Here is a 15,410-nt window from a genome sequence, read left to right on the forward strand (position 1 = left end):
ACTTCCTGGGATTAAAAAAGAAAAGAAAAAGGATGGGGGCGGCGCGCAACCGATGGAACTTGGCGCGCCGCGTTCAAGATGTCAGAACGGCCTGCAGTGTCTGGTGGCTGGAGGCATCTTTCAACATGCTATAGCCGCCAAATGGATGCGTTGGGCCGTGCGCCGCTGGGCGATCTGGTCGCAATGCGCCAGCAACGCCGACAGCGAAACCCCCAGCGCGCGGGCCAGCTTGTCGGCGGTGACGATGGACGCAATGGCCCGCCCGCGCTCGATTTCGCCAACATAAGAACGGTTCAAGTCGGAGTGCTCGGCCAGTTGCTCCTGCGACCAGCCCTGGGCTTCGCGCAACTGGCGTACCACCACGCCCAGGCTCTCCACAATCGCACTCATGCAGAGACCGGTTCCGACGGTATGGATGCGGCAGGCCGAGGCTCCTGGCGTGACGTGGCCTGGGTCACATGGGCCCCCGGTGCCACATCGTGGGTCAGCCACACATTGCCGCCGATGCTGGCGCCCTGCCCCAGCGTCACCCGGCCCAGCACAGTGGCCCCGGCGTAGATGACCACGTCGTCTTCCACGATCGGGTGGCGTGGCTGGCCTTTTTCCAGATGGCCCTGGGCATCGGTGCTGAAGCGCTTGGCCCCCAGCGTGACGTTTTGGTAGATGCGCACCCGCTGGCCGATGCGCGCGGTTTCGCCGATCACTACGCCTGTGCCGTGGTCGATGAAAAAGCCCGGGCCGATGCTGGCACCGGGGTGGATGTCGATACCGGTGGCGCTGTGCGCCAGCTCGGCCACGATGCGCGCCAGCAGCGGCAGGCCCTGGCGGTACAGCTGGTGGGCCAGCCGGTGGTGCAGCATGGCCAAAATGCCGGGGTAGCACAGCAGCACCTCGTCCACGCTGCGGGCCGCTGGGTCGCCGTGAAAGGCGGCCAGCACATCACTGTCGAGCAGGCGGCGGATGCCAGGCAAGGCCTGGGCAAACTGCTGCACCACCTGGGTCGGCTGGGTGCCGACTGGCACGTCCTCCACCAGGCGCAGCTCCAGCCGCACCTGGGCCAGCAGTCCGTGCAGGGCCGCGTCCAGCGTGTAGCCCACATAAAAATCTTCGCTTTCCTGGCGCAGGTCCACCGGACCCAGGCGCATGGGAAACAGCACGCCTTTGAGCGATTCGACAATGCCCGCCAGCGCGTTGCGCGACGGAAATTCACGGCCACCGGGCTCGGTGGAACGCCCTTGCGCCGCGCGCCACTCGGCTCGCACGCCGTGCAGGGCCTGCACGATGTGCGCTACGTCAAAAACCGGCGCAGCCATCAGTCTTGCACCCATGGCAGGCTGTGGAAGCGCCAGCCATCCGCGCCGCCGCGGTGCTGCTGGCCGTCGATCTCGCCTTCAAAGCCTTCGAGCACGTTGAAAACGCGCGTCAAGCCGGCTTTGGCCGCCGCTTCGGCCGCCAGCGCCGAGCGCTTGCCGCTGCGGCACAACAACAAGACCACCGCTTCTTTGCCGCCAACCTTGGCTTCCAGCTCGCGGGCGAAGCGGGGGTTGCGCGTCATGCTGGTGCCGGTGGCCCAGGCTACGTGGGCGCTGCCGGGCACGTGGCCGACAAACTTGCGCTCTTCCGCAGTGCGCACGTCGACCAATTGCGCCGCACCGGATTCAGACAAACGCCAGGCAACTACCGGCGTGACACCGCCCGCATAGGGCAAATTGGTAGACAGAGCGACCGCACGGGCGGATTCCAGTTCGGGGGGCAGGCTGGTCAGTTCAGCGGTGGCGGATGGCATGGAAACTCCTGTGGTGGGGTGTACCAGGCCCCTGCGCACAAGCGTGCAGGAGTCGGTGTGTGGCCACTTTAGGACGGTAGACACGCATCACAAACTACTTAAAAATCAGTTCTAAACAACAAAATCATCTATCAAGTGCCGATTTTCTTTATTTCAGCGCAGAAATCTCCCGGCTTTTGATCAAACGGGCGCGCAGGATGTTGCGGCTAATGCCCAGCAGCTTGGCGGCCTGGACCTGGTTGCGGTGGCAAAAGTCAAAGGCCGCCCGCACCACGGTGTCTTCGATGCTGTCAAAAAGGCTGTCGTGCGACCCATTGAACAGGCCGTGCAAGGCTGCTTCCAGCGCCTGCTGGGGTGTGCTCTGCGCCGCTTCGGCATCGGTCGGGCGGCGCTGGATTTGCATGGCAGACAAGTGCAGATCGCCAGCACCCAGCACATCGTGCCGGCAAATCAGCAGCGCGTGGTGGATCACGTTCTCCAGCTCACGGATATTGCCCGGCCAGCTGTGTTCGCGCAGCTTGCGTTCGGCCTCCCCGTCCAGCCGCACCGGGCCATAGCCCAGGCGCCCTCGGTATTCCTCGATGAAATGGCGGGCCAGCGGCAGGATGTCGCCCGGTCGGTCGCGCAGCGTGGGCAGCGCCAGATGCACCACGTGCAGGCGGTAAAACAAATCTTCGCGGAAGTGCCCGGCGGCGACTGCATCCTGCAGCCGCACATTGGTGGCGGCCACCACCCGCACATCAATCGGCACGCTCTTGCGCGAGCCCAGGCGCACCACCTCACGCTCCTGCAGCACGCGCAACAGCTTGACCTGGATGGACAACGGCAGGTCACCAATCTCGTCCAGAAACAAGGTGCCGCCATTGGCCGCCTCAAACCAGCCGGTCTTGGCGGTAAAGGCCCCGGTGAACGCGCCCTTCTCGTGGCCGAACAACTCGCTCTCTACCAGGGTCTCTGAAAATGCTCCGCAGTTCACGGCCACAAACGGGCGGCCACGCCGGTGGCTGAGGTCGTGCACATGGCGCGCAATCAGTTCCTTGCCGGTGCCGGTTTCACCCATGATGAGCACGCTGGCATCGCTGGGGGCCACCATGCGGATGCGCTCCAGCAGGGCCACCGAGCGCGGGTCTTCAAACACCTGGGCGGTAGCGCGGATGGAGGTGGTGAGCTTGCGCGGATCGGGCAAGGTCAGCAGGTGTGGCGGCTCCCAAAGCCGGTCTGCGGGTTCAAAAACGTCCGGTGTGTGCAGGTAGCTTGACTGGGTATTCATGAGTAAAAGCTCGGTACGGGGTATTGCTGTTTCAGAGCCCATTCGCCGATCTCGCGCAGCTTGTAGGCCACCGGGTCGTGCAGGGTGTGGGTGCGCAGGTTGCGCCAATGGCGGTCCAGCCGCAGGCCGCCGTGGGTGGCGCGGGCACCGGCCACATCGAACATGCGGGTACAGATATCCAGCCCGGTATGGATAGCGGCTACCTTGGCTGTGGCCACCGCCAACGCCGTCTCGCCGCGTTCTTTTTCGGTCAACGCGGCACCCCGCAGCCAGGCGACATCCAGGCGGTCGGCGGCGCGGTCGGCCAGCACGCGCACGCCCTCCAGCCCCACCCAGAAGTCGCCGTAGTGGCCCAGCACATAAGGGTCGTCTGTCATCTGCGCGACCTTGGCAGCGTGCCAGGGCCGGGCTTCATGCAGGGTGTAGTAGCGGGCATCGTTGAAGGCCGCTTCGGCAATGCCCAGGTAGACATTGGCCAGCACCAGCTGGGACACCAAGGGCCGCAGACAGGCAAACGGCGTGGACAAGGGGCCGGGGTCGGCCAAAATTTCGTGCTGTTCGACACGCACCTTTTCAAAAGTAACGCTGCCACTGTCGGTCTGGCGCTGGCCGATGTTGTTCCAGTCGGGCGACACCGCAATGCCAGAGCGCCCAGTGGGCACAGCGGCTACCAGCAAAGCGCCGCTGCTCACCTCGCGTGCAGAGGCAATCAGCATCTCAGAATCCAGCGCGCCAGAGCAAAAACTCTTCTGGCCGGTAAATTCACGCCACGGGCCGTGTGCGCTGCACAGGGTGCGGTCGTCCAGCGGATTCAGCGCATTGCCCCAGAACCAGCGGCGGCGGGCAGTCTGCTCAAACCAGGGTTGCCATTGCTGCGGTTGGGCAAACAGGCGCACCGTTGCCAGCATCAGGTGGTGGAAACCAAACACGTGGGCCAGCGAACTATCGGCCTGCGCCAGCAGCCGCACGATGTCCAAGGTTTCGCGCCAGGTGGCCCCCAAGCCTCCAAATTCTGTGGGGATGCTCAAGGCCAGCAGGCCGCTGGCGCGCAAGGCATCGCGCTCAGCCTTGGGCGTGCCGCCGCGCTCGTCGCGCTCGACCGCCGTGGCCGCAAAGTTGGCGGCCAGGTCCTGCGCCAATTGGCGAGGGGATGTCGGCTTTTTCTGGCCTGCCTCCTCTGCGATGGCAGGCGTATGGGCTTCTATCAAAACGGTACTCACGGGCGGGCCTTGGGTTGCTGCGTATCCAGCAGATTCTGGTGGTTTTAGGCCCAGGACGAAGCACGCAATTCAGATATGGATAGGCGGATTGCGTCTGTAGCAGCAGCCCGGCACTGGGGCTGTGTCAACGCCAGCAACACTGGTGGTGCACTGCTGCTGTGGCAGCAGAAAACGGCACCGGTAGCCCGGCTGCCAGGGTAAGCCGCACTGGCATGCTTACTGCTGATCCGTGGCATTCACTTCCCCGCAAGCGACATCTCACCAAAGGCCCGCCATGCAGATTTTCTGGTTTCTCCCCACCCATGGCGACAGCCGCTACCTGGGCACAGCGCACGGTGCGCGCACCGTCAGCCACCACTATCTGCGACAGGTGGCGCAGGCGGCCGACGAGCTGGGCTACGAGGGGGTTTTGATTCCCACCGGCCGATCTTGTGAAGACTCCTGGGTGGTGGCATCGTCGCTGGCCAGCTGGACCGAACGGCTCAAGTTTCTGGTGGCGATTCGCCCCGGCATCATCTCGCCCACCGTGTCGGCGCGCCAGGCTGCCACGCTGGACCGCTTCTCCAATGGCCGCCTGCTGATCAACGTGGTGACCGGTGGCGACCCGGACGAACAGCATGGCGATGGCAGCTTTCTGACCCATGCCGAGCGCTACGAAGTGACCGATGAATTCCTGCGCATCTGGCGCGGTGTGGCCGCCGGTGAAACCGTCAACTTCAGCGGCAAGCACCTGCGCGTGGAGAACGCCAAAACCCTGTATCCCCCGGTGCAGAAACCGTACCCGCCGCTATGGTTTGGCGGCTCCTCCGATGCAGCGATTGCACTGGCGGGCGAACAGGTCGACGTGTACCTCACCTGGGGCGAACCTCCGGCCGATGTGGCCGACAAGATCGCCAAGGCGCGCGCTGCCGCCGCTGTGCACGGGCGCACGCTGCGCTTTGGCATCCGCCTGCATGTGATCGTGCGCGAAACCAGCGAGGCCGCCTGGCGCGCCGCCGACGAACTCATCTCGTTCGTCACCGACGAGACCATTGCCGCCGCGCAAAAAGCCTTTTCGCGCTTTGACTCGGTGGGCCAACAGCGCATGGCCGCCTTGCACGGCGGCCGCCGCGACAAGCTGGAGGTGTCGCCCAACCTCTGGGCCGGTGTCGGCCTGGTGCGCGGTGGCGCGGGGACCGCATTGGTAGGCAGCGCCGAAGAGGTGGCGGCGCGCATCCAGGAGTACGCAGCCTTGGGCATCGACACTTTTATCTTCTCGGGCTACCCGCACCTGGAGGAGTCCTACCGCGTGGCCGAACTGCTGTTTCCGCTGCTGCCGCTGGACCATGTCCGCTCCGCCGGTGTGGCCAACCTGACCGGGCCCTTTGGTGAAATGGTGGCCAACGACATCTTGCCGCAAAATGCCGCCACCACCCCACGCAAGGCCGCACACGTATGAAGCACTTCCCATCGGAAATCGGAGACTGGCACAGCGCGGTCGCCAGCGTTCAGCGCAGCCTGGCCGCCACCGCGGTAGAGCGTGACCAGCGTGGTGGCACCGCCAAGCTGGAGCGCGATGTGATACGCGCCAGCGGCCTGCTCGGCTTAAGCATTCCAGCAGCACTGGGCGGGTTGGGCGCCAACTGGCAACAGACCCTGGAGGTGGTGCGCCAGTTCGCACGTGTGGACAGCGCGGTTGCCCATCTGTTCGCCTTCCACCATCTGCTGCTGGCCACCACCCAGCTGTTTGGCCAGCCCGCGCAGTGGCAGCCCTGGGTTGAGCAGACCCTGGCGCAGCGCTGGTTCTGGGGCAATGCCCTGAACCCGCTGGACAAATCCACCCATGCGTTGCCCCAGGCCGATGGCGGCTATATCTTCAGCGGCCGCAAAAGTTTTTGCTCGGGTGCCAGCGACTCCGACATGCTGCTGGCCTCGGCTATTGACCCCGCCGGCAAGCTACTGATCAGCGTGGTGCCCACCGCCCGCCCGGGCATCACGGTGCTAAACGACTGGGACAACATGGGCCAACGCCAGACCGACAGCGGCAGCGTGGTGTTTGACCAGGTGCAGGTGGGCGCAGACGAACTGCTGGCCGACCCCGGCCCACTGTCCTCCCCGTTTGCCTGCCTGCGTCCGCTGCTGGCGCAGCTGATTCTGGCCCACATCTACCAAGGCCTGGGCGAAGGCGCGCTGGCCGAGGCCCGCCAGTTCACCCTGCAGCAAGGCCGCCCCTGGACTGCATCCACCGCCGCCACCGCCCAGCAGGACCCGTACGTTCTTGCGCACTACGGCGACTTCTGGCTGGCGCTGGAGGGCGCACGCCTGCTGCTGGCCCACGCCGCCAGCGCCTTCGACCAGGCCTGGGCGCGCGGCATGGCACTGACCGAAGCCGAGCGCGGCACGGTCGCCATCGCCGTGGCGGCCGCCAAGGTAGCCACCACCCGCGCCAGCCTGGATGTCGTGCACCGGATGTTCGAAGTGACCGGCGCGCGCGCCACCACCGCCGCACTGCGGCTAGACCGCTACTGGCGCAACCTGCGGGTGCACACCCTGCACGACCCGGTGGACTACAAGGTGCGCGAGCTGGGGGAATGGGCGTTGAACGATGCTACTCCCAAGCCCAGCTTCTATTCCTGACTCTCCGCACCCTGTCCAACCCAGCGGGCCCACAGCGAAAGCTGTGGGCCCGCTGTGTCTTTAACGCGCTGCTTGTTTGGCAGCAATCTGTCCGCAGCATGCTGCAGGCACAGCAACCCAAAACCCCCAAAAAACACGTAAGTCTTTGATTCACAAAGAAAAGCTGTCTGGCATGCCATTCGCATATATGCAATGCGCCGCAAATTTACCGATGCTTCTGTGCAGATGGCATATAGACACCACCACTACGAGACCACCATGCTTCCATTTGACTCTTCCCGCTTCAACCGCCGCCACTTTCTGGGCACGGCTTCCGCCCTGGGCGCTGCCAGCATGCTCGCCGCCTGCGGCAAAGAACCCGCGCGAACACCGGCCGTGTCCGCACCGGTCCCCGCGGCCACTCCCAGCGGCAAAAAATATGCAGGCCAGTCGCTGAACCTGCTGTTCAACCAACCCCACGCCGTGGCGGGCAAGCTGCTGGCCGAAGACTTCGAGGCGCTGACGGGTGCCAAGGTCACCATCACCCCCGTGCCTTACGACCAGTTGCACGCCCAGGCCACGCTGGACGTGCAGTCCGGCGCCCACCAGTTCGACGTGATCGATTATTTTTACCATACGCTGGGTGCGCTGGTATCCGACAAAGTAGTGGTGGACGTGACCGAATGGATTGAGCGCGACAAGGCGCAGATCGAGCCCGCCGACTTCTTGCCCTCGCTGTACGACACCTACACCCTGCGCAACGGCCGCCGCTGGGGCCTGCCTTACGACGGCGATACCCATGTACTGTTTTACAACACAGAAATCTTTGCCCGGCACCAGCTGAGCGCACCCAAAACCTGGGAGGACTATTACCAAGCCGCCAAACTCATCACCCAAAAGGAATCCGCCAACGGCATCTTTGGCGCCGCAGTGCAGGGCTTCAAGATCCCGGTAATCGTGGGCTCGTCATTTGCCAACCGCCTGGCTGGCTTTGGCGGTAACTTCTTCACCCCCGACGGCAAGCCCGCGCTGACGTCGCCCGAGGCGATTGGTGCGGCCGAAGAGCTGCTGCGCATCGTGCCCTACGCCCTGCCCACCCCGGCTGAGACCGCGTTCGAACACGCGCTGCCCGCCTTTCTGTCGGGCAAGGCCGCCATGCTCGACTTCTGGACCGACCTGGGTGTCACCGCGCAAGACCCGCAGTCGTCCAAGATCGTCGACAAATGGGCGCTGGTGGCCATGCCTGTGGGCGGCAAAAACACTACGCCACGGGCCGCCCTGAATGCAGGCTTCGGCCTGGGCATCACCACCGGCACCCAAAAAACCGAGCTGGCCTGGGAGTTCATCAAATGGGCCACCAGCAAGGACGTGTCGCTCAAGCAAGACGTGCTGCCCGGCAGCGGCATCGACCCAAACCGCACATCGGTGCTCAACAGCCCGGTGTATGGCAAGGCCGCACCCGCGCTGCAGGCCGAAATCCAGGCCACCATCGGCAACGCCCTGGCCTGGCCGCTGCAAGCCCAAAGCCCCCAGCTGATGGATGCGCTGACCGAGCAACTGGCCTTGATCGTGTCCGGCAAAAAGAAGCCGCGTGACGCACTGGCTGCTGCCCAGGCCCGCTGGGAACAACTGCTGAAGGCATAAACCCATGGCCGCACTGCGCTTGCACCACATCCACTCCCGCCTGGCGCGCACCGCGCCGCTGTGGATGCTGACCCCCGGCAGCTTCGGGCTGCTGGTGGTGTCCGTCGTGCCCGCGCTGTACACCCTGGCGCTGGCCTTCACCCGCTCCACGCTGGGCCAGCCGCTGGCTGCCTGGAGCGGCACGGCCAACTTTGAGGCGCTATGGCGCGACGGCACGTTTGCCTCCACCCTGCTGCGCACCGTGCTCTACGCACTGCCCGCCAGCTTTATCCAGCTCAGCCTGGGCCTGCTGATCGCCTTGCTGCTGCAAGCGCTGCGCCAGGGCCAGTTTGTGCGCAGCCTGGTGCTGCTGCCGCTGATGACCCCACCGGTGCTGGTGGGCGTGGCCTGGAAGCTGCTGCTGGCCCCGGCAGGCGGCCTGCTAAACGGCACGCTGCTGCGCCTGGGGGTGCTGAGCGAGCCGGTGTCGCTACTGGGCTCCAACTTCTGGGCCCTGCCTGCGGTGATGCTGGCCGATACCTGGCAATGGCTGCCGTTTGTGGTGATTCTGTGCTTTGCCGCGCTGCAAACCCTGCCTGCAGACGTATTCGAAGCCGCCGCGCTGGACGGTGCCAGCCCGCGCGGCACCTTTTTGAAGATCACCCTGCCGCTGCTGGCACCGGCCCTGCTGGGCATCTTTTTGCTGCGGGTGGTGATGTCGCTCAAGACCTTCGACCTGGTCTACATCCTCACCGCCGGTGGCCCCGGTAGCGCCACCACGCTGGCCAGCTACGAAGTATGGAAGACCGGCCTGCAGAACTTCGACATCGGCGCGGCGGCGGCGCAGACCCTGGTGTTCTCGCTGGCGGTAGCCGCCGTCACCTGGCCGATCCTGAAAACCCTGCAATGGGTAGAACGCCGCACTGGCTGAAGCCTGTTCAAGACACCTCTTATTGGAGCCCCATGTTCTATCTGCCCAATGCACCCACCTCCCCGTTGCCGCTATGGTATTGGCCAGTGCGCCTGCACCAGCTGCGCATTCCCTTGCCGCCACGGCGCGCTAGGCTGTGGGCGGCAATGGCTGCAGTGCTGGTGTTCTTCATGCTGCCCATTGCCTTTCTGGCCGCCACATCGTTCAAAACCCGAGACGAGGTGCTGTCCGGCCAGTTCCTGCCGCTGCACCCCACCCTGGCCAACTGGACCAAGGTGTTCGAGATCGCCCCGCTGCACCTGCACCTGCTGAATTCGCTGGAGGTGGCCGTGCTCAGCGTGGCCATCACCCTGGCCATTGCCGTGCCTGCGGTGTACGCCGTGGTCAAGCTGCAGCGCGGGCGCTGGTTGGCCGGGGCGCTGCTGTCCAGCTACGTGGCGCCGCCGGTGGTGGCCCTGCTGCCGCTGTTCTTTCTGCTGCGCTGGCTGGGACTGAACAACAGCCTGGTCGGCCTGGGCTTGGTGCACGGGCTGATGAACGTCCCGGTGGCCTTCTGGCTGCTGCGCAGCTTCTTCAAGCAGATACCGCTGGCGCTGGACGAGGCCGCCTGGCTGGACGGCGTGGGCTACTGGAAGACCCTGTGGCGCATCAACCTGCCCCTGCTGTGGCCGGGCCTGATGTCTACCGCGCTGGTCTGCCTGATCCTGTCGTACAACGAATTCTTGCTGGCCTCGGTGCTGAACAGCCGACCCGACCTGCGCAGCATCACCGTCGCCATCTCGCTGTTCCAGGGCGAGCGCGTGGTCCATTTTGGCCAGATGGCGGCGGCATCGCTGGTCGGCATTGCGCCGGTCTACCTGCTGGCCCTGGCTTTTCAAAAACACTTGGTCGGCGGCCTCAGCGCCGGTGCCGGTCGCTAAACACCCTATGGCAAACATCCACATCACCGGCCTGCACAAGGCCTATGGCGACACCGCCGTGCTGCACGGCATCGACCTGCACATTCCCGAGGGCGAATTTGTGGTGCTGGTCGGCCCTTCCGGCTGCGGCAAGTCCACCCTGCTGCGCGCCCTGGCCGGGCTGGAGCGCATCGACGGCGGCAGCATTGCCTTTGACGGCCAGCCGGTAGACCACCTGCCGCCCCAGCAGCGCAAGCTGGCCATGGTGTTCCAAAGCTATGCCCTGTACCCGCACATGACGGTGCGCAACAACATGGCCTTCGGCCTGCGCGAACAACGCGCGCCCGAAGCGCAAATCCAGGAGCGCATCGCCAAGGCCGCCGCCGTGCTGCACCTGGACGACTACCTGGAACGCTACCCGCGCCAGCTCTCCGGCGGCCAGCGCCAGCGCGTGGCCATGGGCCGGGCCATGGTGCGCGAGCCGGTAGCATTTTTGTTCGACGAACCGCTGTCCAATCTGGACGCCCAGTTGCGCGTGCAGATGCGCGCCGAGATCCGCACCCTGCAGCGCCAGCTGGGCACCACCACCGTCTACGTGACCCACGACCAGGAAGAAGCCATGACCATGGCCGACCGCATCGTGGTGCTGCGGGCGGGCCGTATCGAACAGGTGGGCAACCCGCTGGCGCTGTACGACCACCCCGCCAACGCCTTCGTCGCCCGCTTCATCGGCTCACCGCCGATGAATATGTTAGACGCCCGCTGGTCCCGCCACAGCCTGGCCCTGGGCCGTGGCCTGCTGCTGCCCGCGCCGCCCGGCCACACCGGCCTGGAAGGCGCCGCCGTACGCCTGGGCGTGCGGCCCGAACACCTGCTGCTGTGGACCGGCGACACCCCCCTGCCGGTGGACGTGCCCCGGCTGCGCCTGCGCGTGCACAGCCTGGACCACCTGGGCGCTGCCACCGAGCTGTATGGCCACGTGGTCGGGGCGGACGACCCAACGCCCTGGCTGGCCCGCCTGGCCGGCCGCTACTTCGCCCAAACGGGCGACGAAGTCACCCTGACCTGGGACGTGGAACGCACCCGCCTGTTCGACCCGCGCAGCGGCCTGCGCTGGCCCGCGCTGGGCAACCCCAGCCCTTATCAAGATACGGCGTCACTGCAATACGGCATCACTGAAAATATCTGCATGAAAATGGATACTAGCGCAAGTATTACCTAGGCTTTCAGCTATAAAAAGCATAGTAAATTTCACAGTACACGGTAGTTCACCGCGGAAGCCGGTTCAGAGCCTAACCAACTGCGGTAGGCCAGACGGTTGAGCCCCTGACCCAGGTGAAACTGCATGCTGTAATCGCGATGCCAAACCGATGTTAAGAAATGCTTCAGCGCCGCCAGGAAGTGCCATACTACGCCCCGACCATGGATGCCCCATAAGCGGGCGAGAGGAGATTTCATGAAGCTAAGCAACCTGCGTGTTGGAACTCGACTTGGAGCCAGTTTTGTAGTGATGTTGCTGTTACTGGCGCTCATGCTTCTGGTCAGCATTTGGCGGCTAGACAGTACCTCGGACTCCGTCAAAGAAATGATGGCTGTCCCCTTGGCCAAAGAGCGTCTGCTGGAAGAACAATTGCGTAACGTGGCCGCCGGGGTGACCCGCAGCAAGGCCATCGCGAAAAGCGAGGGGCCCGGATTGGAAGCCCTGTTTAGCGACGAGGTGAAAGCCTCCACCGCGCGCGGCAATGAAATCGTCAAGGCTCTCGCGGAACTCCCGAAGACCGCGGGCGAGCAGCAACTGCTAGACCAATTTAACACCGCGCGGGCTGCCTACTTGGGAGCGCGCGATCCCATGATGGCAGCTAAGCGGGCCGGCAACGCCGATGAGGCAAATCGCATTTATGACACGCAATTTGCGATCGCAGCTCCGGCCTATGCCAACGCATTGCGGAATATGCTGGATTACCAGCGTAAAGGCATTGACGGCATGAACGCAGCGATTGCCGAGCATTCTTCCTCGGGCAAGGTATACCTCACGCTGCTGGGTGCGCTAGCCATTGCGCTAGGCATCTTGTTGGCGGTGCTACTCACCCGGTCGATTACCCGCCCACTAGGTTTTGCGGTCTTGGCAGCCGATGGGTTCACCCAGGGCGATTTAAGATTTTCCATCACGGTGGAGGGCAAGGACGAAACCGCCCAATTGCTGCATGCGATGGAACGCATGCGCATCAATCTGGCCCAGGTTGTCGCCCATGTTCGCCAGGGCTCCGAAGGTGTTGCCACCGCCAGCGCCGAAATTGCAGAAGCCAACCACGATCTATCCGAACGTACCGAGCAGCAGGCCAGTACGCTGCAAGAAACCTCTGGCAGCATGGAGCAACTGGGGTCAACCGTCAAACAAAACGCCGATAGCGCCCGCCAGGCCAACCAGCTCGCGATGAATGCGTCCACCGTTGCGATCAGGGGTGGGCAAGTCGTTGGCCAGGTAGTCGAGACCATGAAGGGCATCAACGAATCCAGTCGCAAGATATCCGACATCATCAGTGTCATTGATGGCATCGCCTTCCAGACTAATATCCTGGCATTGAATGCGGCTGTCGAAGCTGCGCGGGCCGGAGAACAGGGCCGCGGCTTTGCTGTGGTCGCCTCCGAGGTGCGTTCACTCGCTGGGCGCAGCGCAGAAGCCGCCAAGGAAATCAAAAACCTGATATCGGCCAGCGTGGAGCGGGTAGAGCAAGGCACGGCTTTGGTTGACCAAGCTGGCAGCACCATGACCGAAGTGGTCGACTCCATTCGACGGGTGACCGACATCATGGGGGAAATATCGACCGCCAGCAGTGAGCAAAGCGAGGGTGTCTCGCAGGTGGGCGAGGCCGTCGCGCATATGGACCAGGCCACGCAGCAGAACGCGGCACTGGTAGAGCAGATGGCCGCTGCCGCCTCCAGCTTGCGGTCCCAGTCGCAAGAGCTGGTGCAAGTGGTAGCCGTTTTCAAACTGGCGGCGGATGGGCATCTGCCCATCGCCGCTGTGCGGTCCCACACGCTTGCATCCGCTGGCAAAGTCGTACCGGTTGCCCACGCACTTAAGCTGCCCCTGCGGGCTAAGGTGTGAACCGCTTCCATCAAGCGCGCAACACCACAGTAGCTTCCTTCGCAGCTTGATAGAGCAGCGGTGTTCGCTGCGGGTGAGAAGGATTCTGGCCACGAATGACGCCCTGGGCAGCAGGGGACAATTGGCGTGGACTCTGGAGCGCGGCTAAGCAATGTGCCCATCCTTCGTGGGTTGACCGACAATGGGCACCCGCCCACAGTCGTGCCCCCTGGCCCCATGAAAACCCTAGAAAAACAAGCTCCCCGCCGTGTCGACATAGTCGTTTACACCGGCTTCAAAGCGATCGAGGCGATAGGCGCAATGAGCGTGTTCGAGTACGCCAATCTGCACCTGGTACAGGAAGGGCGGTCGGTGGGCTACCAGCTGAACATCGTGTCCGTGGTGGCAGGCCCCGTGGCGTCGGATACGCACATGCTGCTGCAGGCGGCCCGCGGAGTGGATGCGAACGACTTGCCGCATACGGCCATCATCGTGGGGGCCCGACAGATCGAGCAGGCGCTGGCGGCGCACCGGCCTATCGTGGACTGGGCGGCGGCCGTGGCACCCCGGATTGAACGGTTGGTGGCCCTGTGCTCGGGCAGCTTTTTTCTGGCGGCAGCGGGCGTGCTGGACGGCCTGCCCGCCACCACCCACTGGAGCGTGGCCGCCCTGCTGCGCGAGAAGTTTCCGGCGGTGCAGGTGCAGGCCGACGCGATCTATTTGCGTTCGGGCCGCCTGTGGACATCGGCCGGGGTCACCGCCGGTATCGACCTGGCACTGGCCTTGGTGGAAGAAGATTTTGGCCGCGGCCTGGCGCTGCAGGTGGCGCGCGACCTGGTGGTGTACCTGAAGCGCCCCGGCGGGCAGTCGCAGTTCAGTGTGCACCTGACCAGCCAGAATACCAGCCACCCCAGCATCCGCGCCATCCAGGACTGGGTGCTGTCCCACCTGTCACTGCCGCTGGACGTGGCCCTGCTGGCCGGCCGCGCAGCCATGAGCGAGCGCAACTTTCGCCGCGTGTTTGCCAAAGAAGTAGGCAGCAGCCCGCTGCAGTTTATTGAATCAGCCCGCCTGGAAGCCGGCCGCCGCCTGCTGGAAGAAGGCGACCTGCCGCTGAAGTCGATCGCCGGGCGGGTGGGTTTTGCGTCCGAGCAATCGCTGCGCAAACTGTTCCAGAAGCGCCTGGGCGTGGGGCCGCAGGCGTACCGGGAGCGCTTTGGCGGGTCGCGGCCTTAAAGCTTTTAAGCCGCTTTACGTGGCTTTGCGCAGCTTGACGACTTGCGTGGCCAGCGCATCCATCAAGGTAGGCGACAGGCAGTCGTAAGTTTCCAGCCCCACGCCGTGCAGCTCTTTGCGGATGTCCGCCATCTGCTCCGGCGGGGTGCCGGTTTCGATGATGGACGACACAAAGGCGGCAAACTCCGGACCGGTCCATCCTTCATCTTGGGACAACTCGGTGTGGATAAAATCCAGCCCGTAGAAGGCGTGGTCCTTGTTTTCAATGCGGCCAAACAGGTGCACGCCGCAAGCCTTACAGGCATGGCGCTGGATGGCGGCGCTGGCATCCACGATGTGCAGCTTTTCCGGACGCGATGTGACGTGCACTTTGTCGCGCGATACCACACCGACGATGGAAAACAGCGCATTCGCCGGTTTCCAGCATTTGCTGCAGCCACACGCGTGGTTGTGCGCCACCTGGGCATCCACCTTCACCACCACCGGGTCGTGGCTGCAGTGGCAGGTCAGCGTGCCGCCAGTAAAACCCGGGGCGCCGGGCTTTTTGCTCTGGCCGATGGCCGGGTGCAATGCTAAGAGGGTCATTTTGTGTCTCCTGAAAGTTCGCACGGAACGGCCGCGCACCGCTGACTTCTGACGGGGGTTAGAACAGCACCACGCCGCGGATAGATTCACCACGCTTCATCAACTCAAACCCCTTGTTGATATCTTCCAGCGGCATGGTGTGGGTGATCAGCGGGTCGATGCTGATCTTGCCCTCCA

Annotated in this window: 14 protein-coding genes and 1 pseudogene; 8 read left to right on the forward strand and 7 right to left on the reverse strand. The window is 64.2% G+C overall.

Going from position 1 to position 15,410, the window contains the following annotated elements; all coding sequences use genetic code 11:
* Positions 1-120: 120 nt before the first annotated feature.
* From AC097L_RS18510 to AC097L_RS18530, 5 genes are all read right to left on the reverse strand, one after another.
* Positions 121-390, reverse strand: coding sequence for a helix-turn-helix domain-containing protein (locus AC097L_RS18510; RefSeq protein WP_479588125.1), 270 nt, complete (start codon positions 388-390; stop codon positions 121-123).
* Entirely contained in the window at positions 387-1,313 is a 927-nt protein-coding gene (gene epsC, locus AC097L_RS18515) for a serine O-acetyltransferase EpsC (protein ID WP_479588129.1), read from the reverse strand. Before epsC ends, AC097L_RS18510 begins: the two co-directional genes overlap by 4 nt.
* Positions 1,313-1,786, reverse strand: coding sequence for a rhodanese-like domain-containing protein (locus AC097L_RS18520; RefSeq protein WP_479588133.1), 474 nt, complete (start codon positions 1,784-1,786; stop codon positions 1,313-1,315). Before AC097L_RS18520 ends, epsC begins: the two co-directional genes overlap by 1 nt.
* Positions 1,787-1,934: 148 nt before the next feature.
* Complete coding sequence (locus AC097L_RS18525) at positions 1,935-3,056, reverse strand: sigma-54 interaction domain-containing protein (RefSeq protein WP_479588137.1); 1,122 nt, start codon at positions 3,054-3,056, stop codon at positions 1,935-1,937.
* The gene (locus AC097L_RS18530; RefSeq protein ID WP_479588181.1) at positions 3,053-4,240 is read right to left on the reverse strand and encodes an acyl-CoA dehydrogenase family protein; all 1,188 of its coding nucleotides are present in this window, start codon (positions 4,238-4,240) and stop codon (positions 3,053-3,055) included. Before AC097L_RS18530 ends, AC097L_RS18525 begins: the two co-directional genes overlap by 4 nt.
* A gap of 310 nt (positions 4,241-4,550) precedes the next feature.
* On the opposite strand from AC097L_RS18530, the gene ssuD reads away from it, so the two are divergent.
* From ssuD to AC097L_RS18570, 8 genes are all read left to right on the forward strand, one after another.
* Positions 4,551-5,714 (forward strand): FMNH2-dependent alkanesulfonate monooxygenase, encoded by a 1,164-nt coding sequence (gene ssuD / locus AC097L_RS18535; protein ID WP_479588140.1) that lies wholly within the window; start codon positions 4,551-4,553, stop codon positions 5,712-5,714.
* Positions 5,711-6,892 (forward strand): acyl-CoA dehydrogenase family protein, encoded by a 1,182-nt coding sequence (locus tag AC097L_RS18540; protein WP_479588143.1) that lies wholly within the window; start codon positions 5,711-5,713, stop codon positions 6,890-6,892. Before ssuD ends, AC097L_RS18540 begins: the two co-directional genes overlap by 4 nt.
* Before the next feature lie 258 nt (positions 6,893-7,150).
* Positions 7,151-8,515, forward strand: coding sequence for an ABC transporter substrate-binding protein (locus AC097L_RS18545; RefSeq protein WP_479588145.1), 1,365 nt, complete (start codon positions 7,151-7,153; stop codon positions 8,513-8,515).
* 4 nt (positions 8,516-8,519) lie between these two features.
* A complete protein-coding gene (locus AC097L_RS18550) occupies positions 8,520-9,425 on the forward strand; it encodes a carbohydrate ABC transporter permease (RefSeq protein ID WP_479588149.1) in 906 nt (301 codons plus the stop codon).
* A 32-nt stretch (positions 9,426-9,457) separates the two neighbouring features.
* Positions 9,458-10,345 (forward strand): carbohydrate ABC transporter permease, encoded by an 888-nt coding sequence (locus AC097L_RS18555; protein WP_479588151.1) that lies wholly within the window; start codon positions 9,458-9,460, stop codon positions 10,343-10,345.
* A 7-nt stretch (positions 10,346-10,352) separates the two neighbouring features.
* Positions 10,353-11,546 (forward strand): ABC transporter ATP-binding protein, encoded by a 1,194-nt coding sequence (locus tag AC097L_RS18560; RefSeq protein ID WP_479588154.1) that lies wholly within the window; start codon positions 10,353-10,355, stop codon positions 11,544-11,546.
* 234 nt (positions 11,547-11,780) lie between these two features.
* Entirely contained in the window at positions 11,781-13,433 is a 1,653-nt protein-coding gene (locus tag AC097L_RS18565; RefSeq protein ID WP_479588157.1) for a methyl-accepting chemotaxis protein, read from the forward strand.
* 216 nt (positions 13,434-13,649) lie between these two features.
* Entirely contained in the window at positions 13,650-14,648 is a 999-nt protein-coding gene (locus tag AC097L_RS18570) for a GlxA family transcriptional regulator (RefSeq protein WP_479588160.1), read from the forward strand.
* 15 nt (positions 14,649-14,663) lie between these two features.
* Here AC097L_RS18570 and gfa read toward each other — a convergent pair whose 3' ends face one another.
* A complete protein-coding gene (gene gfa, locus AC097L_RS18575; RefSeq protein ID WP_479588162.1) occupies positions 14,664-15,233 on the reverse strand; it encodes an S-(hydroxymethyl)glutathione synthase in 570 nt (189 codons plus the stop codon).
* Between the two features lie 58 nt (positions 15,234-15,291).
* Positions 15,292-15,410 (reverse strand): annotated as a pseudogene (locus AC097L_RS18580) (S-(hydroxymethyl)glutathione dehydrogenase); the annotation flags it as partial.

It is taken from the genome of Rhodoferax sp. RT5P35 (assembly GCF_056521385.1).

What these genes read in the sequence shown, in the direction of transcription:
- AC097L_RS18510 (WP_479588125.1), bottom strand. Translation starts at nt 390, where the DNA reads ATGAGTGCGATTGTGGAGAGCCTGGGCGTGGTGGTACGCCAGTTGCGC.
- epsC (WP_479588129.1), bottom strand. Translation starts at nt 1,313, where the DNA reads ATGGCTGCGCCGGTTTTTGACGTAGCGCACATCGTGCAGGCCCTGCAC.
- AC097L_RS18520 (WP_479588133.1), bottom strand. Translation starts at nt 1,786, where the DNA reads ATGCCATCCGCCACCGCTGAACTGACCAGCCTGCCCCCCGAACTGGAA.
- AC097L_RS18525 (WP_479588137.1), bottom strand. Translation starts at nt 3,056, where the DNA reads ATGAATACCCAGTCAAGCTACCTGCACACACCGGACGTTTTTGAACCC.
- ssuD (WP_479588140.1), top strand. Translation starts at nt 4,551, where the DNA reads ATGCAGATTTTCTGGTTTCTCCCCACCCATGGCGACAGCCGCTACCTG.
- AC097L_RS18540 (WP_479588143.1), top strand. Translation starts at nt 5,711, where the DNA reads ATGAAGCACTTCCCATCGGAAATCGGAGACTGGCACAGCGCGGTCGCC.
- AC097L_RS18545 (WP_479588145.1), top strand. Translation starts at nt 7,151, where the DNA reads ATGCTTCCATTTGACTCTTCCCGCTTCAACCGCCGCCACTTTCTGGGC.
- AC097L_RS18550 (WP_479588149.1), top strand. Translation starts at nt 8,520, where the DNA reads ATGGCCGCACTGCGCTTGCACCACATCCACTCCCGCCTGGCGCGCACC.
- AC097L_RS18555 (WP_479588151.1), top strand. Translation starts at nt 9,458, where the DNA reads ATGTTCTATCTGCCCAATGCACCCACCTCCCCGTTGCCGCTATGGTAT.
- AC097L_RS18560 (WP_479588154.1), top strand. Translation starts at nt 10,353, where the DNA reads ATGGCAAACATCCACATCACCGGCCTGCACAAGGCCTATGGCGACACC.
- AC097L_RS18565 (WP_479588157.1), top strand. Translation starts at nt 11,781, where the DNA reads ATGAAGCTAAGCAACCTGCGTGTTGGAACTCGACTTGGAGCCAGTTTT.
- AC097L_RS18570 (WP_479588160.1), top strand. Translation starts at nt 13,650, where the DNA reads ATGAAAACCCTAGAAAAACAAGCTCCCCGCCGTGTCGACATAGTCGTT.
- gfa (WP_479588162.1), bottom strand. Translation starts at nt 15,233, where the DNA reads ATGACCCTCTTAGCATTGCACCCGGCCATCGGCCAGAGCAAAAAGCCC.